This is a genomic window from Agrococcus sp. ProA11, assembly GCF_039880525.1.
Classification (GTDB): Bacteria; Actinomycetota; Actinomycetes; order Actinomycetales; family Microbacteriaceae; genus Agrococcus; species Agrococcus chionoecetis.
Map to the genome: position 1 here is coordinate 850679 of NZ_CP156989.1, position 18647 is coordinate 869325.

15 protein-coding genes and 1 riboswitch are annotated in these 18647 nt (G+C 70.5%); of the genes, 13 read left to right on the forward strand and 2 right to left on the reverse strand.

The window, feature by feature from the left end; translation table 11 throughout:
• Positions 1–3: 3 nt before the first annotated feature.
• The 10 genes from ABG090_RS04080 (at position 4) to ABG090_RS04125 (ending at position 12391) form a co-directional block, all read left to right on the forward strand.
• Positions 4–2850, forward strand: a complete 2847-nt coding sequence (locus tag ABG090_RS04080; RefSeq protein ID WP_347756646.1) for a Na+/H+ antiporter subunit A — start codon at positions 4–6, stop codon at positions 2848–2850.
• On the forward strand, positions 2847–3311 hold the full coding sequence (locus tag ABG090_RS04085) for a Na(+)/H(+) antiporter subunit C (RefSeq protein WP_347756648.1): 465 nt from the start codon (positions 2847–2849) through the stop codon (positions 3309–3311). Before ABG090_RS04080 ends, ABG090_RS04085 begins: the two co-directional genes overlap by 4 nt.
• Positions 3311–4819 carry a Na+/H+ antiporter subunit D gene (locus ABG090_RS04090; RefSeq protein WP_347756650.1) on the forward strand — a complete coding sequence of 503 codons (1509 nt, stop codon included), beginning with the start codon at positions 3311–3313 and terminating at the stop codon, positions 4817–4819. Before ABG090_RS04085 ends, ABG090_RS04090 begins: the two co-directional genes overlap by 1 nt.
• Positions 4816–5346 (forward strand): Na+/H+ antiporter subunit E, encoded by a 531-nt coding sequence (locus ABG090_RS04095; RefSeq protein WP_347756652.1) that lies wholly within the window; start codon positions 4816–4818, stop codon positions 5344–5346. The genes ABG090_RS04090 and ABG090_RS04095 overlap by 4 nt, the downstream gene beginning before the upstream one ends.
• Positions 5346–5687 (forward strand): monovalent cation/H+ antiporter complex subunit F, encoded by a 342-nt coding sequence (locus ABG090_RS04100; RefSeq protein WP_347756654.1) that lies wholly within the window; start codon positions 5346–5348, stop codon positions 5685–5687. The genes ABG090_RS04095 and ABG090_RS04100 overlap by 1 nt, the downstream gene beginning before the upstream one ends.
• Positions 5684–6067 carry a monovalent cation/H(+) antiporter subunit G gene (gene mnhG / locus ABG090_RS04105; RefSeq protein WP_347756656.1) on the forward strand — a complete coding sequence of 128 codons (384 nt, stop codon included), beginning with the start codon at positions 5684–5686 and terminating at the stop codon, positions 6065–6067. The genes ABG090_RS04100 and mnhG overlap by 4 nt, the downstream gene beginning before the upstream one ends.
• A gap of 31 nt (positions 6068–6098) precedes the next feature.
• A riboswitch (glycine riboswitch) is annotated at positions 6099–6185 on the forward strand.
• A 62-nt stretch (positions 6186–6247) separates the two neighbouring features.
• A complete protein-coding gene (gene gcvT / locus ABG090_RS04110) occupies positions 6248–7363 on the forward strand; it encodes a glycine cleavage system aminomethyltransferase GcvT (protein ID WP_347756658.1) in 1116 nt (371 codons plus the stop codon).
• On the forward strand, positions 7360–7719 hold the full coding sequence (gene gcvH, locus ABG090_RS04115; RefSeq protein ID WP_347756659.1) for a glycine cleavage system protein GcvH: 360 nt from the start codon (positions 7360–7362) through the stop codon (positions 7717–7719). The genes gcvT and gcvH overlap by 4 nt, the downstream gene beginning before the upstream one ends.
• Positions 7719–10565, forward strand: a complete 2847-nt coding sequence (gene gcvP, locus ABG090_RS04120; protein WP_347756661.1) for an aminomethyl-transferring glycine dehydrogenase — start codon at positions 7719–7721, stop codon at positions 10563–10565. The genes gcvH and gcvP overlap by 1 nt, the downstream gene beginning before the upstream one ends.
• A gap of 158 nt (positions 10566–10723) precedes the next feature.
• Positions 10724–12391 carry an ABC transporter substrate-binding protein gene (locus tag ABG090_RS04125; RefSeq protein WP_347756663.1) on the forward strand — a complete coding sequence of 556 codons (1668 nt, stop codon included), beginning with the start codon at positions 10724–10726 and terminating at the stop codon, positions 12389–12391.
• Between the two features lie 151 nt (positions 12392–12542).
• Here the strand turns inward: ABG090_RS04125 and ABG090_RS04130 are convergent, their stop codons facing one another.
• Entirely contained in the window at positions 12543–13301 is a 759-nt protein-coding gene (locus tag ABG090_RS04130) for a CPBP family intramembrane glutamic endopeptidase (protein ID WP_347757483.1), read from the reverse strand.
• A gap of 174 nt (positions 13302–13475) precedes the next feature.
• On the opposite strand from ABG090_RS04130, the gene ABG090_RS04135 reads away from it, so the two are divergent.
• The 3 genes from ABG090_RS04135 to ABG090_RS04145 all read left to right on the forward strand — a co-directional run bounded on the left by ABG090_RS04135 (position 13476) and on the right by ABG090_RS04145 (position 17986).
• On the forward strand, positions 13476–15296 hold the full coding sequence (locus ABG090_RS04135; protein WP_347756665.1) for an ABC transporter family substrate-binding protein: 1821 nt from the start codon (positions 13476–13478) through the stop codon (positions 15294–15296).
• 138 nt (positions 15297–15434) lie between these two features.
• Positions 15435–16976: an ABC transporter permease gene (locus ABG090_RS04140; RefSeq protein WP_347756666.1), complete on the forward strand. Its 1542-nt coding sequence runs from the start codon at positions 15435–15437 to the stop codon at positions 16974–16976.
• The gene (locus ABG090_RS04145) at positions 16973–17986 is read left to right on the forward strand and encodes an ABC transporter permease (RefSeq protein ID WP_347756668.1); all 1014 of its coding nucleotides are present in this window, start codon (positions 16973–16975) and stop codon (positions 17984–17986) included. The genes ABG090_RS04140 and ABG090_RS04145 overlap by 4 nt, the downstream gene beginning before the upstream one ends.
• 22 nt (positions 17987–18008) lie before the next feature.
• On the opposite strand, the gene ABG090_RS04150 is transcribed toward ABG090_RS04145, so the two are convergent.
• Positions 18009–18623, reverse strand: a complete 615-nt coding sequence (locus tag ABG090_RS04150) for a PH domain-containing protein (RefSeq protein ID WP_347756670.1) — start codon at positions 18621–18623, stop codon at positions 18009–18011.
• Between the last annotated feature and the right edge of the window lie 24 nt (positions 18624–18647).

An 18647-nucleotide genomic window follows, 5' to 3' on the forward strand; every position in this document is an offset into this window, starting at 1 on the left:
CGCGTGCTGCTGACCGTGACCATGCTCGCCGCACTCGGCGTGGTCGCCAGCGCGCTCAGCGCTCGGGTGGGGCGGCTCATCTTCCTGCTGCCCGCTGCCGCGAGCCTGATCGCCGCCGTCTGGTTCGGCATGCAGGCGCCGCTGATCGCCGAGGGCGCGGTGCTGCAGGAGCGGGTCGAGTGGATGCCGGCGCTCGGCATCGCGATCGATCTGCGGCTGGGCGCCCTGCAGTGGCTGCTCGCGATGGTCGTACTCGGTGTGGGCGGCCTCATCTTCCTCTACTGCGCGTGGTACTTCGAGTCGAAGAAGCTGGCCAACCGCACGGTGGGGCTGCTGACGGGCTTCGCCGCGTCGATGCTGCTGCTCGTGCTGTCGGACGACCTCGTGGTGCTCATCACCGGCTGGGAGCTGACGACGATCTTCAGCTACCTGCTGGTCGGGCTCAACCACCGCTCGGCGAACAACCGGCGCGCAGCGCAGACCGCGCTCATCGTCACCACCATCGGCGGCCTCACGATGCTCACGGGCGTCATGCTGCTGGCGTCGGAGACCCGCACCTTCTCGCTCGCCGAGACGCTCGCCGACCCGCCGACGTCGGCCACCGTCGCGTGGGCCGCGGCGCTCATGCTCGTCGGCGCGCTGTCGAAGTCGGCCATCGTGCCGTTCCAGTACTGGCTCCCCGGTGCGATGGCCGCGCCGACCCCGGTGTCGGCGTTCCTGCACGCCGCCGCGATGGTCAAGGCCGGCATCTTCCTCATCGCCGCGCTCACGCCCGCCTTCGTGGAGCTGCCCTGGTGGCGCTGGAGCCTCGTGACGCTCGGCATCGTCACGATGCTGCTCGGCGCCGTGCGCGCGATGCGGCAGGTCGACATCAAGGTGCTGCTCGCGCACGGCACCGTCAGCCAGCTCGGCCTGCTCGTCACGGTGCTCGGCATCGGCACGCAGGCGTCGATGCAGGCCGGCCTCACGCTGCTCGCCGCCCACGCGGCCTTCAAGGCTGCGCTGTTCATGATCGTGGGCGTGGTCGACAAGTCGACCGGCACGCGCGATCTGCGCGAGCTCGGCGGTCTCGCGCGTCGGATGCCGTGGATCGCCGGCGCCGCGATCGTCGCGGCCGCATCGATGGGCGGCATCCCGCCGACGCTCGGCTTCCTGGGCAAGGAGGCCGCGCTCGACGCCGCGCTGAGCGACGCCGGCGGCGAGCTGATGGCACTCGGCTGGGTGGCCTTCGTCGGCATCGCGGTCGGCGCAGCGCTCACGATCGCCTACTCGCTGCGCCTGGTGATCGGCACCTTCTTCGGGCGGCCCGGCGCCGAGCCGAAGCGGGCGTCGGCGTGGCTCGCCATCGCCCCCGTCGCGCTCGCGATCGGCGGCCTGCTCGCCGGCTTCGCGGGCGAGACGGCCACGGCGCTGCTCCATGCCCAGACCAGCGCGGTGCCGACCGGCGAGGAGGCTCCCCACCTGGCGCTCTGGCACGGCATCACCATCCCGCTCGTGGCCTCCGTCGCCGCCTGGGTGATCGGCACGCTGCTGCATCTGCGCTACGGCGCCCGCCGTCAGGCACCGACGGGCATCGACCCGTTCGAGCGCGGCTACTACGCGGGCATGCGCGGGCTCGACCGCCTGGCGGTGGAGGTGACCGGACGCATCCAGACCGGTTCGCTGCCGATGCACCTGACCACGATCCTGCTGGTCGTGGTGGCCTTCCCGGGCGCCGCGCTGCTGCTCTCCGGCGCGCTCACGGCCGACGTGCGGCTGTTCGACTCCGTGGGGCAGATCGCGGCAGCGGTGCTCGTGAGTGCCGCCGCGATCGCCACGACCACCACCCGCGGCCGGCTGAAGGCGTTCATGCTGCTCTCGGTCGTCGGCTACGGCGTCGCCCTGCTGTTCCTGCTGCACGGAGCGGCCGACCTGGCGCTCACGCAGGTGCTCGCCGAGACCGTCTTCCTCATCATCCTCGTGCTGGTGCTGCGGCGACTGCCGAAGTACTTCACGAACCGCCCGCTGCGCGCGGCGCGCTACCTGCGCGCCGCGCTCGGCGTCGCGGTGGGCACCTTCGCGGCACTGGCCTCGCTCGCCACCCTGCGATCGCGCACGGCCGATCCGATCTCCGACGGCTTCTACCGAGAGGCGTACGAGTTCGGTCACGGCGAGAACATCGTCAACGTCACGCTCGTCGACATCCGCGCATGGGACACCCTCGGCGAGGTCGCCGTGCTGCTGGCTGCCGCCACCGGAGTGGCGAGCCTCATCTTCGTGCGGCGTCCGATCTCCGGTCGCGGCGTGCTGCAGCAGTCGCAGTCGTCGGCGGGTCGCCGCACCTGGCTGCGCGGCGCCTTCACCGACGAGCAGCGCGCCTCGCCGGTGCTCGAGGTGGTGACGCGGCTGCTGTTCCCGGTGATGATGCTCGTCTCCATCTACCTGCTGGCGGTCGGCCACAACGAGCCCGGCGGCGGCTTCGCGGGCGGCCTCGTCGCGGGGATCGCGCTCGCGGTGCGCTATCTCGCCGGAGGCAGCGACGAGCTGCTGGACGCGGTGCCGTTCGACGCCGGCAAGCTGATGGGCGGCGGACTGGCGACCGTCGTGCTGAGCGTGGTCTGGCCGGTGCTCATCGGGGGCCGGATCGGCGAGTCCTACGCGCTCGAGACCGTGCTGCCGCTGCTGGGGGAGCAGAAGCTGGTCACCACGCTGTTCTTCGACGTGGGCGTGTGGCTCATCGTGATCGGGGCGATGCTCGACTTCGTGCGATCGCTCGGTGCCGGCGTCGACCTGCACAGCGAGCAGAACCTCGCGCCGCGCCCGGAGTGGCGCTCCGACCGCTCGCTGCCGGCCGAGGGGATGCGCGGATGACGCCCACCCTGATTCTCGCCGTCGCCGGCGGTGTGCTCATCGCTGCCGGGATCTACCTGCTGCTGGAGCGCAGCCTCATGCGCATCCTCGCCGGCGTGATGATCATGGCCAACGGCATCAACCTGCTCTTCCTCGTGGCGTCCGGCCCGGCAGGGCTCGCGCCGATCGTCGGTGAGGACCCCGAGCTGATCGCCGATCCGCTGCCGCAGGCGATGGTGCTGACGGCCATCGTCATCTCGCTCGCGACCGGCGCGTTCCTGCTCGCGATGTCCTACCGCTCGTTCCAGCTGGAGGGGCACGACGAGGTCGCCGACGACGTCGAGGACGCCATCGTGCGTCGCCGCGCTGAGGCGGACCTCTCGAGCGAGGGCTACATCGAGTCCTCTGCCGACGACGACGACACCGAGTCCGGCGGCCGCACCGTGCGCGACCGCCGCCCTGACGGGCATGGGGAGCGCTGATGGACCTGTCGAACCTCGTGCCGCTGCCCGTGCTGCTGCCGCTGCTGGCCGCGGGCATCACGCTCATCCTCGCCCGGCATCCGGCGTGGCAGAAGGTCGTCTCCGGCACGACGCTCGCGCTCGTGGCCGTGCTCGCGCTCATCCTCTGCCTGGCGGCGGATGCGCAGGGGCCGGTGGTGCTCTGGGTGGGGGCCTGGCCCGACGGGCTGGGCATCGTGCTGGTGGCCGATCGGCTGTCCTCGCTCATGGTGCTGGTCTCGAGCATCGTGGTCGCGATCGTCGTGATCTTCCCTTCCCGCCGCGACATCGCCGACGGCGTCGACGGGGCTCCGGTGTCGGTGTTCCACCCGACGTTCCTGGTGCTGACCGCCGGTGTCTCGAACGCCTTCCTCGCCGGCGACCTGTTCAACCTCTTCGTCGGCTTCGAGACCCTGCTGTTCTCCTCCTACGTGCTGATCATGCTCGGCGCCACCCGGGAGCGCGTGCGCGCCGGCTCGACCTACGTGGTCGTGAGCGTGCTCTCGTCGATGCTCTTCCTGCTGGCGATCGCGCTCGTCTACGGTGCCACCGGCACGGTGAGCTTCGCGCAGCTGCCCGAGCGGCTCGCGGCGCTCGATCCGCAGCTGCAGCTGACGCTCCAGCTGCTGCTGCTCGTGGTGTTCGGCATCAAGGCGGCGATCTTCCCGTTGCAGTCCTGGCTGCCGGACTCCTACCCGACCGCCCCCGCGAGCGTCACCGCCGTCTTCGCGGGCCTGCTGACGAAGGTCGGTGTCTACGCCATCATCCGGCTGCAGACGCTGCTCTTCCCCGACTCGCCGCTGAGCGAGCTGCTGCTTGTGGTGGCCACCCTGACGATGCTGCTCGGCATCCTGGGCGCGCTCGCGCAGGGCGAGATCAAGCGTCTGCTCTCCTTCACGCTCGTCAGTCACATCGGCTACATGCTGCTGGGCGTCGCGCTCGGCACGCAGGCGGGCCTCGGGGCGGCGATCTTCTACATCGTCCACCACATCCTGGTGCAGACCGCGCTGTTCATCGTCGTGGGCCTCATCGAGCGTGTCGGCGGATCGACGAGCCTCGCGCGCCTGGGCGGCCTGGCCTCCGTGCCGCTGCTGGCGGTGCTCTACCTGCTGCCGGCGCTGAACCTCGGCGGCATCCCGCCGCTGTCGGGCTTCCTGGGCAAGATCGCGCTGATCGACGCGGCGCTCCTCCACGACAGCCCACCGGCGCTGGTCGCCGTCGTCGCAGGGGTCGCGACGAGCCTGCTGACGCTCATCGCCGTCATCCGCGTCTGGCAGCGGGCCTTCTGGCAGGACCAGGGCGAGGATGACACTCGCGTGCACTCGCTGCGCGTGCTGCCCCGCGTCTGGGTGGTGGCGGCCACCGTCCTGGTGGCGATCACGGTGGCGCTCACCGCGCTGGCCGGGCCGCTCACCGACTTCGCCTACCGTGCCGCCGTCGACATCCAAGGCGGCACCTACGACGTCGCGGTCGAGGAGGCGATCCCGTGAACCGACCCAAGCTCCGCTCCCGCTTCTCGCTCGTCGCGACGATCGGCCTCGCCATCGTGTGGGTGCTGCTCTGGGGCGACCTCTCGCTCGGCGCCGCCCTCTGGGGCATCCTCGTCGCGCTCGTGATCCAGCTGCTGTTCCCGCTGCCGGACGTGCCGGAGCTGCGCTACTTCCGTCCGATCGGTTTCGCGCGGCTCGTGGTCGTGACCCTGTGGGGCCTGTCGGTATCGAGCTTCCTGGTCGCGGTGAAGGTGCTCGCCTTCTGGCGCCCGACGCAGAACGCGATCGTGCGGGTGCCGCTGCGCAGCAGCTCGATGTTCATCACCGCCATCACGGCGGAGCTCATCACCCTCGTGCCCGGCTCCATCGCGCTCGACGCCGGGGAGCGGTGGGTGCTCGTGCACGTGTTCGACGCATCCACGCCCGAGCGCATCGAGCGCGCACGGCGGAGCGCGGGCGACACCGAGGCGACCGCACTGCGCGCCTTCGGCACCGCAGCCGACCGCGCGCTGCTGGAGGAGGACTGATGCCGATCGTGCTGATGATCGCGGGCGTCATGCTCGCCGTCGCCGCGACGCTCTCGCTCGTGCGCATCGTCCGCGGGCCGGGGCCCGCGGACCGCGTCGTCGCCACCGACGTGCTCATCACGACCGTGGCGGGAGCCCTCGCCGTGCAGGCCGCCATCACCGACGAGAGCGACACGATCGTCGTCATCCTGGTGCTGTCGCTGCTGGCCTTCTCGGCCACCGTCTCGATGGCGCGCTTCGTCGCGGGCCGCGGCGGCGTGGTGGGGAACGGTCCGGCGCGCGGCGGCGCGGATCCATCCGAGGGCGACGCGCCCGCAGATGCCGAAGGGAGCGGACGATGAGCCTGGAAGCCATGCTCGACGTGCTCGGCTCGGCGCTGGTGCTGGCCGGCGCGTTCTTCGCGCTCACCGCCGCCATCGGCCTCGTGCGGCTGCCGGATGTGCTGAACCGCATGCATGCGGCCTCGAAGCCGCAGTCGCTCGGATTTGTGCTGCTGTGCGCCGGCCTCGCGCTCGTGCTGCGCGAGCCGGCAGCCACCACGATGCTCGTGCTCGCCGCCGGCCTGCAGCTCGTGACGGCGCCGGCGGCGACCCAGATGATGGGCAAGGCCGCGTACCGGACCGGCCAGTTCCGCTCCGACCTCGTGGTGGTGGACGACCACACGCCCGACTCCGACGACGAACCCGATGAGGATCGGGATGACGACGCCGAGACCCGCTAGGATCAGCGGAGCATCACACAGCCGGCCGCTGCACGCCCGGGCGGGAGAGCTCCTTCGGGAGCACCGAAGGAGCAAGCCTCCCCGCCAAACTCTCAGGTCCTAGAACCGCTCGGGAAGGCCACACAGGAGCAGGTCTCATCGATCGACGACTGTGGGGGAGTCCAGACCAATGGAGGACTCATGACCGCATCGGAGACGGCAGGGCAGACGCCGCTGCTGGCAGTGCACGAGGCCGCGGGCGCGCAGCTGATCGACTTCGCCGGATGGCAGATGCCGGTGCGCTACGGCTCCGACCTCGCCGAGCACGAGGCGGTGCGCGAGCGCGCCGGCCTGTTCGACCTGAGCCACATGGCCGAGCTCCGCGTCAGCGGCCCGGCCGCCGCCGACTTCCTCGACCACGCGCTCGCCGGGCGCCTCTCGGGCATCGAGCCGTGGCAGGCGAAGTACTCGCTGCTGCTCGCCGAGCACGGCGGCATCGTCGACGACCTGATCGTCTACCGCACGGGCGAGTCGGAGTTCCTGATCGTCGCCAACGCCTCGAACCGCCACGCGGCGCTCGAGGCCCTCGAGTCGCGCATCGCGGGCTTCGACGCGGCGATCGTGGATGAGACCGAGCAGACCGCGCTGATCGCCGTGCAGGGTCCGGCTGCGCTCGCGATCGTGGCACGGCTGGGCATCGAGTCGGCGTCGCTCGACGAGCTCGCGTACTACCGGGCGCTCCCCGGCGTCTTCGAGGGCGAGGACGTGCTGATCGCGCGCACCGGCTACACCGGCGAGGACGGCTTCGAGCTCTACATCGCCGCGCACGCCGCAGAGGATCTCTGGCGGGCTGCGGTCATCGCCGGTGAGGAGCACGGGCTGACGCTCTGCGGTCTGGCGGCGCGCGACACGCTGCGCCTCGAGGCCGGGATGCCGCTCTACGGCCACGAGCTCTCGCTCGACGTGCTGCCCGTGCAGGTGGGGCTCGGCCGGGTGGTGGCGCTCAAGACGAAGGGCGACTTCGTCGGGCGGAGCGCCGTCGAGGAAGGGCCCGCAGCGGACGCCCCGGTGCTCATCGGCCTGACCGCCACGGGGCGCCGCGCCCCCCGCGCCGGCTATCCGGTGCTCGACGGCGACCGCGTCGTCGGTGCCGTCACGAGCGGCGCCCTGTCGCCGACGCTCGGCCACCCGATCGCGATGGCCCTCGTCGAGCCCGGCTCCCGCGAGTCCGAATCCCTGTCCGTCGACGTCCGCGGCACGGCACTGCCGGCCGCGGTGACCACGCTGCCGTTCTACAAGCGAGAGGCCCGAGCATGAGCGAGACCAAGTACACCAAGGACCACGAGTGGGTGCGCGTCGACGGCGATGTCGCGACGGTCGGCATCACCGACTACGCGCAGGCGCAGCTGGGCGACGTCGTCTACGTGGATCTGCCGGGCGTCGGCCGCAGCTTCGCGGCCGGTGAGTCGCTGGGCGAGATCGAGTCGACGAAGTCTGTCGGCGAGCTCATCGCGCCGGCGGCCGGCGAGGTAGTCGAGGTCAACGACGAGGTCGCCGACGACCCCACGCTCGTGAACTCCGGTGCCGAGGGCGATGGCTGGCTCGTCAAGCTCCGCTTCACCGAGGAGCCGGAGCTGCTCGACGAGGCGGCATACCGCGAGCTCACCGCCTGATGCGCCCCTTCGTCGACCGCCACATCGGCACGGATGCGGCGGCGCAGCAGGTCATGCTCGAGGCCGTCGGCTTCGACTCGCTCGAGGCGCTCATGGACGCCGCGGTGCCCGCCGGCATCCGCTCGGCCGGCACCGGCATCGGCGAAGCAGCCTCCGAGACCGCGGCGCTCGCCGAGCTGCGTGCCCTCGCCGACCGCAACCGGGTGCGCCACAGCGCCATCGGCCTGGGCTACCACGGCACCGTGACGCCCGCGCCGATCAAGCGCCTCATCCTCGAGAACCCCTCCTGGTACACCGCCTACACGCCGTACCAGCCCGAGATCAGCCAGGGCCGCCTCGAGGCGCTCATCAACTTCCAGACCATGGTCGCCGACCTCACCGGCCTCGACATCGCGAACGCGTCGATGCTCGACGAGGGCACCGCCGTGGTCGAGGCGATGCTGCTGGCCCGGCGTGCCTCGAAGTCCGCGTCGTCGGTCTTCGTCGTCGACGCCGATCTGCTGCCGCAGTCGAAGGCGCTGCTGCGCCACCGCGCGCACGCGACGGGCATCGAGCTGGTCGAGTTGCCGCTCGCGACGCTCGAGCCCGCCGACCTGCCCGATTCCTTCGGCGTCATCGCCCAGCTGCCCGGCGCGTCCGGCCTCGTGTGGGATGCGAGCGGGATCTTCGCGGCCTCCGCCGAGCAGGGCGGGGTGCCGGTCGCGGCAGCCGACCTGCTCTCGCTCGCGCTCATCGAGGCGCCCGGCACGCAGGGCGCGCGGATCGCGGTCGGCTCCTCGCAGCGCTTCGGCGTGCCGATGGGCTTCGGCGGACCGCACGCCGGCTACATGGCCGTGGCAGACAAGCTCACCCGGCAGATGCCCGGTCGCCTGGTCGGCGTCTCGCAGGATGCCGACGGCTACCCGTCGTACCGGCTGACGCTGCAGACGCGCGAGCAGCACATCCGTCGTGAGAAGGCCACGAGCAACATCTGCACCGCGCAGGTGCTGCTCGCGGTCATGGCGTCGTTCTACGGGGTCTACCACGGGCCCGAGGGGATCACGGCGATCGCCGAGGGCGTGCACGGCGTCGCCAAGCGCTTCGCCGGTGCCGCGCGTGCCGCAGGCATCGAGCTCGTGCACGAGTCGTTCTTCGACACGGTGCGGATGCGCGTGCCCGGCCGCGCGCAGGAGCTGCGGTCGAAGGCCGCTGACGCGGGCATCCTCGTGCACGCCGTCGACGACGACACGCTGCACGTCGCGTTCGACGAGACCTGGGCAGAGGTGGGCACGGGCGTGCCGCTGCCGAAGCTGCTCGATGCGCTCGGGCTGGCCGACGCCGAGGACGATGCCGCGCAGGCGATCCCCTCGTCGCTCGTGCGCACGACCGAGTTCATGACGCACGAGGTCTTCTCGGCGCACCGCTCCGAGACCCAGCTGATGCGCTACGCGAAGCTGCTCGCCGACCGCGACTACGCGCTCGATCGCGGCATGATCCCGCTGGGCTCCTGCACGATGAAGCTGAACGCGGCCGCCGAGATGGAGGCCATCACCTGGCCGGCGTTCTCGCAGCTGCACCCCTATGCGCCGCTCGACGACGCCGAGGGCTCGCTGGCGCTCATCGACCAGCTCAGCGACTGGCTTGCGAAGATCACCGGCTACGACACGGTCTCGCTGCAGCCGAATGCCGGCGCGCAGGGCGAGCTGGCCGGCCTGCTCGCGATCCGCGGGTACCACGAGTCGCGCGGTGAGCAGCACCGCGACGTGGTGCTCATCCCCGCGTCCGCGCACGGCACGAACGCGGCCAGCGCCGTGCTGGCCGGCTGTCGCGTCGTGGTGGTCGCGACGAGCGCGAACGGCGACGTCGACCTCGCCGATCTCGAGGCGAAGATCGCCGGCCATGCCGACGATCTGGCCGGCCTGATGATCACATACCCGTCGACGCACGGCGTCTACGAGTCCGAGATCCGCCGGGTGACCGACCTCGTGCACGAGGCGGGCGGCCAGGTCTACATCGACGGAGCCAACCTCAACGCGCTGCTGGGGCACGCGACCTTCGGCGACATGGGCGGCGACGTCTCGCACCTCAACCTGCACAAGACCTTCTGCATCCCGCACGGCGGCGGCGGCCCGGGCGTCGGGCCGGTCGCGGCGAAGGCGCACCTCGCGCCGTTCCTGCCGCAGGACCCGCGCGTGGCCTCGCAGCAGATCGACGGCCTCACGCTCGGCACCAATCCGCTCTCGGCGGCGCCGTGGGGCTCCGCCTCGATCCTGCCGATCTCGTGGGCATACGTGCGCATGATGGGCCTCGAGGGCCTGACGAAGGCGACGGCCAGCGCGGTGCTCGCCGCCAACTACGTCGCCGCGCGGCTGCGCGAGCACTTCCCGGTGCTGTACACCGGCGAGCACGATCTGGTCGCGCACGAGTGCATCCTCGACCTGCGTCCGCTCAAGGAGGCGACGGGAGTGTCGAACGACGACGTCGCGAAGCGGCTGGTCGACTACGGCTTCCACGCGCCGACCATGTCGTTCCCGGTGGCTGGCACGCTCATGGTCGAGCCGACGGAGTCGGAGGACCTCGCCGAGATCGACCGGTTCATCGGCGCGATGATCGCGATCAAGGCCGAGGCCGACGCCATCGGCCGAGGGGAGACGCCGCTCGAGCAGAGCGCGCTGCGGCGTGCGCCGCACACGGCGGGATCGATCGTGCACGGCGAGTGGGATCGGCCGTACACGCGCGAGCAGGCGGTCTTCCCGGTGCCGGGCGTCGAGCGCGCCAAGTACTGGCCGCCGGTGTCGCGGATCGATCAGGCCTACGGCGACCGCAACATCGTCTGCAGCTGCCCGCCCGTGGAGGCCTTCGCCTGATGCCCTCCGTAGGTCGAGGAGCACGCGGCGCAGCCGCGCGCGTCACGAGACCGCTCCGCCCCCTCGCGATCGCTACCGCCGCGATCCTCGCCCTAGCCCTGACCGCCTGCGCCGACCCGGCCCACCCCCCGCGCGTCGTCGCCGGAACGGCGGTCGACGTGGCATGGACGGGCGAGCTCACCTCCGTGAACGCAGCGAGCACGCAGGGCGCGACGAGCGGCAACCGCGACGTGGCGGCGATGACGCGCGGCGCCTTCGCGGTCATCGACGATGCCGGGGAGGTGCGGGAGGATCCCACCTTCGGCACCGCCACGATCATCGATGAGTCGCCGTTCACCGTGCGCTACGACCTGGCTGACGGCGTCCGCTGGTCCGATGGCGTGCCCGTCGACGCCGCCGACCTCATGCTCGGCTGGGCCGCCGCATCCAACGCGCTGTCCACGCGCGATCTCGCCATCGACGCGCTGCGCGGCGTCGATGGCGCGCTCGACCTGCCAGAGGATGCGGTCTGGTTCGACGTCGCGGACGCCGGCGGCATGCAGCACGCCTCGGCAGCGGTGCGCGACGACTGGGCTCGCTCGGTCGATGTCGAGTTCTCGCAGCCGATCCCCGAGTGGCGACTCGCGCTCGAGGTCGCGGTGCCCGCCCACCTGCTCGGCCAGCGGGTGCTGGGCATCGCCGACCCGATGGAGGCGAAGCAGGCGCTGCTCGACGCCCTCGACCGCGCCGATCCGCTCGTGCTCGGGCAGGTCGCGGCGGCCTGGAGCTCGCTCACGATCGATCCGCTCGCGCCGGATGCCGAGCTGCTGCTCTCGAGCGGCCCGTACCGCGTCGAGGCGATGCAGCACGGCCGCGTCGAGCTGGTGGCCAACGACGCGTACGTGGGCGCGCAGGGCGCCGCGATCGAGCGGATCGCGCTGCAGCCGGTGGCCGACGATCGCGCCGCGCTCGCCGGTCTGACCGCGGGCGAGCTCGACGTCGCGACCATCGCGCGCACGGATGCCGACAGCGCGCAGCTGCGCGACCTGGAGCGCGACGACGCGGCGCTCGTGAGCCACAGCTTCGGAGTGCGGTGGGAGCTGGCGCTGCGCGCCGACCGCGCACCGCTGCAGTCGGTCGAGGCCCGCACGTCGCTCCTGCAGTCGGTCGACCGTCGGGGTGCGATCGAGGCCGCGCATGGGGAGGGCGGCCAGGACGCGGCGGCGACGACCGACTCGATGCTGTTCCGCGCCGACACCCGCGTCTACGGCTATGCGCTCGAGGACGCCGGCTTCGGCGAGAGGTTCGGCGACACTGATCCCGAGGCGGCCGCGATGCTGCGCGAGTCGATGGCGATCGCGTCCGGCACCGAGATCTGCGTGCGCTTCGATCGCGCGGAGGCGTTCGCGGCCGCATTCGTGGCCGCGATGCGGGCCCCGGCCGCCGAGGCGGGGTGGGCGGTGCGCGACTGCGGCGTCGACGACCTCGTAGCGGGCCTCGAGCAGGACGACTGGAATGCGGTGCTGCACATGACGCCGGTGCCCTCGGATGTGGCGGAGATCTCCGAGCGCTGGCGGGGCGGCGGCATCACAGCGGCCGCGAGCCCTGAGCGCGATGCGCTGCTCGATGAGGCGCTCGCGACCGCCGATCAGGATGCGCTCGAGGAGACGCTGCTCGAGCTCGAGACCTCGCTCGTCGCCGACGCCCTGCTGCTGCCGATCGTGGAGCCGGAGCGGTTGACGATCGCGCGCGCCGACGTGCGGGGCGTCACGCCGCGGCCCGGGCCTGCCGCGCTCACCTGGAACGCGTGGGAGTGGTCGATCGACGCCGCGACGCCGGCGCCGTAGCGGATCACCGCGGCGGTCGACGGTCTCGTGACGCGGCCGGGCCGCGCCCACCCGCTCCTCGCCCTGCGGGGAGTTCGTTGATCGAGGAGCGCGCGCAGCGCGCGTCACGAGATCAACCTCCGAGATCAACCCCCGAGAGCAGACCCCGAGGTCAGCCGCCGAGCAGCCCCGGGAACGTCGCGTACGCCCACGGATACCCCACGAACACCGCCACGTCGATGAGCGTGTGCGCGATGATGAGCGGCAGCAGCCTGCCGGTGCGCTGATAGAGCCAGCCGAACAGCAGCCCCATCGCGAAGTTGCCGATCAGCGCCGGCACGCCCTGGTACAGGTGATACATCCCGCGCAGCGCGGCAGTCGCGACGATGATCTGCCACGCGCTCCATCCGAGCCGTCGCAGCCGCTCGAACAGGTAGCCGATCACGATCACCTCTTCGGTCAGCCCCGCGCGCAGGGCCGACAGCAGCAGCACCGGCACGGTGAACCAGTGAGCGTCGAGCGGCGACGGGACCACGTCGACGGTGAGCCCCGTCGCGCGACCCGCCACATAGAGCGCGAGGCCGGGGATGCCGATGACGAGCACCAGCGCGGTGCCGGATGCCGTGTCCCGCCAGGGACGGCTTCCATCGATCCCGAGCGCGCCCATGTGCGGTCGCCGATGGCGCCACAGCAGCCAGATCACGAGCGCCACGGGCACGAGGTCGAGCACGATGCCGGTGAGCTGGTACGCGAGATCGAGCCACGGCCGGTCGGAGCGCGCCGGATTGAGCGCGACCTGCTGCTCGCCGATGGGCGTCGGGCGGGTCGAGACGTCGATGTACTGCAGCAGCGACCAGAGCGCGCTCGCCCCCAGCGACAGGAACAGGACGATGGCGATCTCGAGCACGAGGCGTCGTCGGCGGATCAGCATGGCAGGCACGCCTCAACGCTATGGGCAGAGCGCCTCAGGATCGTGGAAGCACCAAAATGGTAACGATCGCATCACCGCGCGTGGTGGGCGCTGGGGCCGTGCCTAGACTGGCATTCATCTCAGAGCACTGCGGCTCAAGAAGCCGCTCGCTCACCTTGCACAGGAGGATAACCAGTGACAATCATCAACAAGCGTCGCGGCCGCACGCTTGCAGGCATGGCCATCGGCACCGCTGCCATGGTCGCGCTCGCGGGCTGCACCACGACCACCCCCGACCCGGGCACCTCGGGCGAGACCGACCCGAGCGCGGGCGCCGGTGGCTCGATCAGCATCGCGCAGACCAACGCTGCGACGGCGCTGTCCTCGGCCACGCCGGAGACCAACCTCAACACCAACGGCATGATCGACTACCTCATGGGTAACGCGACCGGCCCGGGTTCGTTCTTCTACGTCGACAACGAGTTCAACATCGTTCCGGACGAGACCAACGGCACGGTCGAGCTCGTCACCGACGAGCCGCTGGTCGTCAAGTACACCCTCGACCCCGAGGCTGTCTGGTCGGACGGCACGCCGATGACGACCACCGACCTGCTGCTGCAGTGGGCGATCGGCTCGGGCTGGTTCGACGACGCGACCTACGACGAGGAGACGGGCGAGGTCGCTTCCGGCAACGTCTACTTCCAGCTCGCTGGCTCCACCTCGGGTCTTGACACCACGTCGTTCCCCGAGATCGACGAAGAGGCCGGCACGCTGACGCTCGAGTACAGCGAGCCGTACGTCGACTGGAACCTCGTCAACCTGATCGGCAAGCCGGCGCACGTGTTCGCTGAGCACGCTGGCTTCGGCTCGACCGAGGAGCTCGCGACCTTCCTGGCCGAGACGCCCGAGGGCAACCCGGACGCTCCGGCCGAGCCGAACGAGCAGCTCCAGTCGCTCGCCGAGCTGTGGAACACGGGCTACAACATCACGTCGATGCCGACGGACGAGGGTCTCCTCGTCGGTGCCGGCATGTGGGTCCCGAAGGACTTCACGGCCGACGACGGTGGCTTCATCTCCTTCGAGCCGAACCCCAACTGGCGCGGCGAGATGGCCCCGGGCTTCGACGAACTGATCATCCGCTTCATCGGTGACCCCAACGCGCAGATCACGGCACTCCAGAACGGCGAGGTGCAGGTCATCGAGCCGCAGCCGTCGGCTGACACCATCGCCGCGATCGAGGGCTTCGGCGGCACGCTGATCCAGGGTTCGCAGCTGTCGTACGACCACATCGACCTCACGATGAACTCCGAGGTGTTCGCCGACGCGAACGTCCGCGAGGCCTTCCTCAAGACCATCCCGCGCCAGGCGATCCTCGACTCGATCGTGGCACCGGTGCAGGAGGACGCCGAGGTGCTCAACTCGCAGCAGTTCGTCACGAACCAGCCGCAGTACGAGGACGCAGTGGCCGCCAACGGCTACTCGGACTTCACCGAGCCCGACATCGAGGGCGCTCGTGAGCTGCTCGCCGGCGCCACGCCGACGGTCAGCATCCTCTACAACACGAACAACCCGAACCGCGTCGACGCGTTCCAGCTGATCCAGGCCAGCGCTTCGGAGGCCGGCTTCAACATCGTCGACGCCGGCTCGCCCGACTGGGGCAGCCTGCTCGGATCGGGCAGCTACGACGCATCGATCTTCGGTTGGATCTCCGCGGGTGTCGGCTACGCCGGCCTCCCGCAGATCTGGAAGACCAACGGTGGTGGCAACTACAACGGCTACTCGAACTCCGAGGTCGACGCTCTCGTCGACGAGTCGCAGATGACCATCGGTGACGAGGAGCGTCTGACCGAGATCCAGATCGAGATCGACGCACTCACCCGCGATGACTTCTACGGCCTGCCGCTGTTCCAGACCCCCGGTCTGGTTGCAACGAACGGTGCCGTCGACGGTGTCGTCTACAACGGCGGCCAGACGGGCGTCATCTGGAACACCTGGGAGTGGTCGCTCGTCGGCTGATCGCCTGACAGAATGATTCCCAGTTAGTCCTTCGGCCGTGGCTGTCGGGACCCAAGTCCCGGCAGCCACGGCCAACCCGTGTCCGTCCTCGATCACGCGCGACCCGCGTGATCTTCCGGTTGATCGGAGCCCAGAGCCGTGCTCAGCTTCATCGTGAGGCGCATCCTTGCCTCCATTCTCACCCTGCTCGTCGCGTCGTTCATCATGTACGTGCTGACGGCGAACTCAGGGAACCCCCTGGAAGACCTCCAGGGCTCGAACGCCCCGAACGCACAGCTGCTGATCGGCCAGCGCATCGAACGACTCGACCTCGACGTGCCGCCGCCGCTCCGCTGGTTCGGCTGGCTCGCAGGCGCAGCGGGCTGCTTGACGCCCTTCACGCCCTGTGACCTCGGCACCGACCTGAACTACACACCCGTGACCGCGCTGCTCGGCAACGCCACCGCCTCAACGGTGAGGCTGGTCGCCGCCTCCACGATCCTCGCGATCCTGTTCGGCGTCATCACGGGCATCGTCTCGGCCCTCCGCCAGTACTCGGCGTTCGACCTCGGCATGACGTTCGTGAGCTTCTTCCTGTACTCGCTGCCGTCGTTCCTCGCCGCCGTGCTGCTGAAGGAGTTCATCGCGATCGACTTCAACAACTGGCTCTCGAACGGCGACTCGAGCATCGGGCTCATCCCGTCGATCGTCTTCGCGCTGCTGATCGGCGCGATCATGCAGGCGCTCACCGCGGGCTCGGTCCGCAGACGCGTGCTCACCTTCGCCATCGCGACCGCTGCCACCCTCGGGATGCTCCTGTACCTGGATGCGGTGAACTGGTTCCAGCGGCCGGGGCTCGGCGCTGTCGGGCTGCTGCTGCTGATCGGCGGCACGGTCTTCGGCGTCGTCGCGGTGCTGGCGGGCTTCGCCAACCGGCGGGCGCTGCTGGGCGCGGGCATCGCGGGCGTGCTCACCTACGGCTCGTACTTCGCGCTCCAGGGCCTGTTCGACATCTCGACGGTCTGGACCGTCGGCATCGTCGCGCTCGGCACACTCGCCGTCTGCTTCGTGGTCGGCTGGGTCATCGGCGGCCCGGATCGGAGCCTGGTCATCCGCGTGACGATGCTCGTCGGCTTCCTCGGGATGCTGCTGGTCATCGCCGACCGCTTCCTCCAGGCATGGCCCGCGTACCTGTCGAACCCGCGCATCAACAACCGGCCCATCGCCACGGTCGGCGAGCAGACGGTCGGGCTCTCCGGCGACATGTGGGTGATGGGGCTCGACACGTTCACGCACTTCCTGCTGCCGACCATCTCGCTCACGCTCATCTCGTTCGCGGGCTACACGCGCTATGCGCGCGCCGGCCTGCTCGAGGTGCTCAACCAGGACTACATCCGCACCGCACGGGCGAAGGGCCTGTCTGAGCGCGTCGTGATCACGCGGCACGCGTTCCGCAACATGCTCATTCCGATCACGACCATCGTCGCCGCCGATATCGGCGTGCTGCTCGGCGGCGCCCTCATCACGGAGCGCGTGTTCGCGATCAGTGGCATGGGTGCGCTGTTCACCGTGGCGCTCGGCAGAGTGGACGTGAACCCGGTCATGGGCTACTTCATCGTGATCGCCATCACCGCGATCCTGTTCAACTTCCTCGCAGACCTGAGCTACGCGCTCCTCGACCCGAGAGTGAGGGTCAAGTGACGAACCCCACCGCTAACGGCAAGACGCCGGGCGAAGGCACCGCCGGCGAGAGCCAGACGACGCTCGTCTTCAAGCGCTTCGTGCGCAACAAGACCTCCATGGTCTCGTTCGTGCTGCTGGTCGCGATCTTCGCGTTCTCGATCTCGGCGATCGGCCTCGGGCCCATCCCGGGCTGGTGGCACCACAACTACTACCAGCCGGTGCCGGTCGTGGATGCTGGCAAGCCCACGCTCTCGCTCATCCCCGAGTGGCTCGGCGGCGCGGGCTTCGCGCTCGGCGAGCACCCGTTCGGCCAGACGCGCATCGGCGTCGACTACTTCGCGGCGACCATGCGCGGCGTGCAGAACTCGTTCCTCGTGATCGTGCTGCTCGCCGGTGTCGCCACCGTGCTCGGCACCGTCGTCGGCGCCCTCGCCGGCTACTACCGCGGCTGGGTCGACGCGATCCTGATGCGCATCACCGACGTGTTCATCGTCATCCCGCTCATCGTGGTCGGCGCGGTGGTCGGCCGCATGACCGGCGGTCTCGGCGTGCAGTACCTCGCCATCACGCTGGGCTTCGTCGCCTGGATGGGCATCGCGCGTCTGGTGCGAGCGGAGTTCCTGTCGCTGCGCGAGCGCGAGTTCGTGGAGGCTGCACGCGTGGCGGGCGCGAGCGATGCGCGCATCATCTTCAAGCACATCCTGCCGAACGCGCTCGGCGTCGTCATCGTCGCGGCATCGCTGATCGCTGCTTCGGCGATCCTGCTCGAGACGGCGCTCAGCTACCTCGGCTACGGCATCCGCTCACCAGAGGCGTCGCTGGGCCTGCTGGTCTCCGACAACCAGTCGGCGTTCGCCACCCGGCCCTGGCTGTTCTGGTTCCCGGCGTCCTTCATCGTGGTCCCGGCGCTGCTGATCAACTTCATCGGCGACGGCCTGCGCGACGCGTTCGACCCGCGCCAGAAGCGGTTCTCGATCCGTCGGACGAAGGAGCTGCCACAGGATTCGGGCAGCACCCGCAATGGGTGAGTCGGTGTCGCTGACGACCGTGTCAGAGCAGCAGCGGCACGACGGTCGCGAGCACGGGGCCGATGACGAGCGCGACCGCGCGACCCCGGTGGATGCTCGTGGGCACCGCGACGTCGCCGGCGTCGATGTCGGAGCGGTGCTCCGCCCAGCGCTGACGCACGAGCGCGGCGGCGTCGCCCGACTCGGTGCCGCGCAGGTCGCCGATGCGCACACCGGCGTCGAGCGGATTGCGCGGATCGCGGTCATCGCGATCCTCGCGAGCGCGACGTGCCTTGGCGCGGCCGACCAGGGCGCTCGCCTGCGGCGCGCACCAGACGGTCCATGCGGCGCCGGGCGTGTGCAGCGTGAGCGCGAAGCGCGTGTCCACGTGGATCAGCGCCTCCCAGGGCACCCTGACGGTGCGCAGCGGATTGCGGATCTCGTTGCCGCCGTCGTCGACCGTCAGGCTCGGAGCCCAGAGGAAGACGTGCACCGCGTAGGCCAGCCAGGCGCCCCCGAGCGCGACGGCGGCGACGCCCTGCAGGGTGGAGCCCAGCGCGATCAGCACGCCCAGCACGGCGAGCAGCGCCCACGAGGCGATCGCCATGCCCCGATTGACGCGAGAGTGGACCGTCACGGTGCGCAGATCGTCGTTCACAGCTTCATCGTCGCAGGCGCCACA

Bases quoted from the DNA above. Each gene is read 5' to 3' on its own strand.
- ABG090_RS04085 (WP_347756648.1), top strand. From the start codon at position 2,847: ATGACGCCCACCCTGATTCTCGCCGTCGCCGGCGGTGTGCTCATCGCT.
- ABG090_RS04090 (WP_347756650.1), top strand. From the start codon at position 3,311: ATGGACCTGTCGAACCTCGTGCCGCTGCCCGTGCTGCTGCCGCTGCTG.
- ABG090_RS04100 (WP_347756654.1), top strand. From the start codon at position 5,346: ATGCCGATCGTGCTGATGATCGCGGGCGTCATGCTCGCCGTCGCCGCG.
- mnhG (WP_347756656.1), top strand. From the start codon at position 5,684: ATGAGCCTGGAAGCCATGCTCGACGTGCTCGGCTCGGCGCTGGTGCTG.
- gcvT (WP_347756658.1), top strand. From the start codon at position 6,248: ATGACCGCATCGGAGACGGCAGGGCAGACGCCGCTGCTGGCAGTGCAC.
- gcvH (WP_347756659.1), top strand. From the start codon at position 7,360: ATGAGCGAGACCAAGTACACCAAGGACCACGAGTGGGTGCGCGTCGAC.
- gcvP (WP_347756661.1), top strand. From the start codon at position 7,719: ATGCGCCCCTTCGTCGACCGCCACATCGGCACGGATGCGGCGGCGCAG.
- ABG090_RS04130 (WP_347757483.1), bottom strand. From the start codon at position 13,301: ATGCTGATCCGCCGACGACGCCTCGTGCTCGAGATCGCCATCGTCCTG.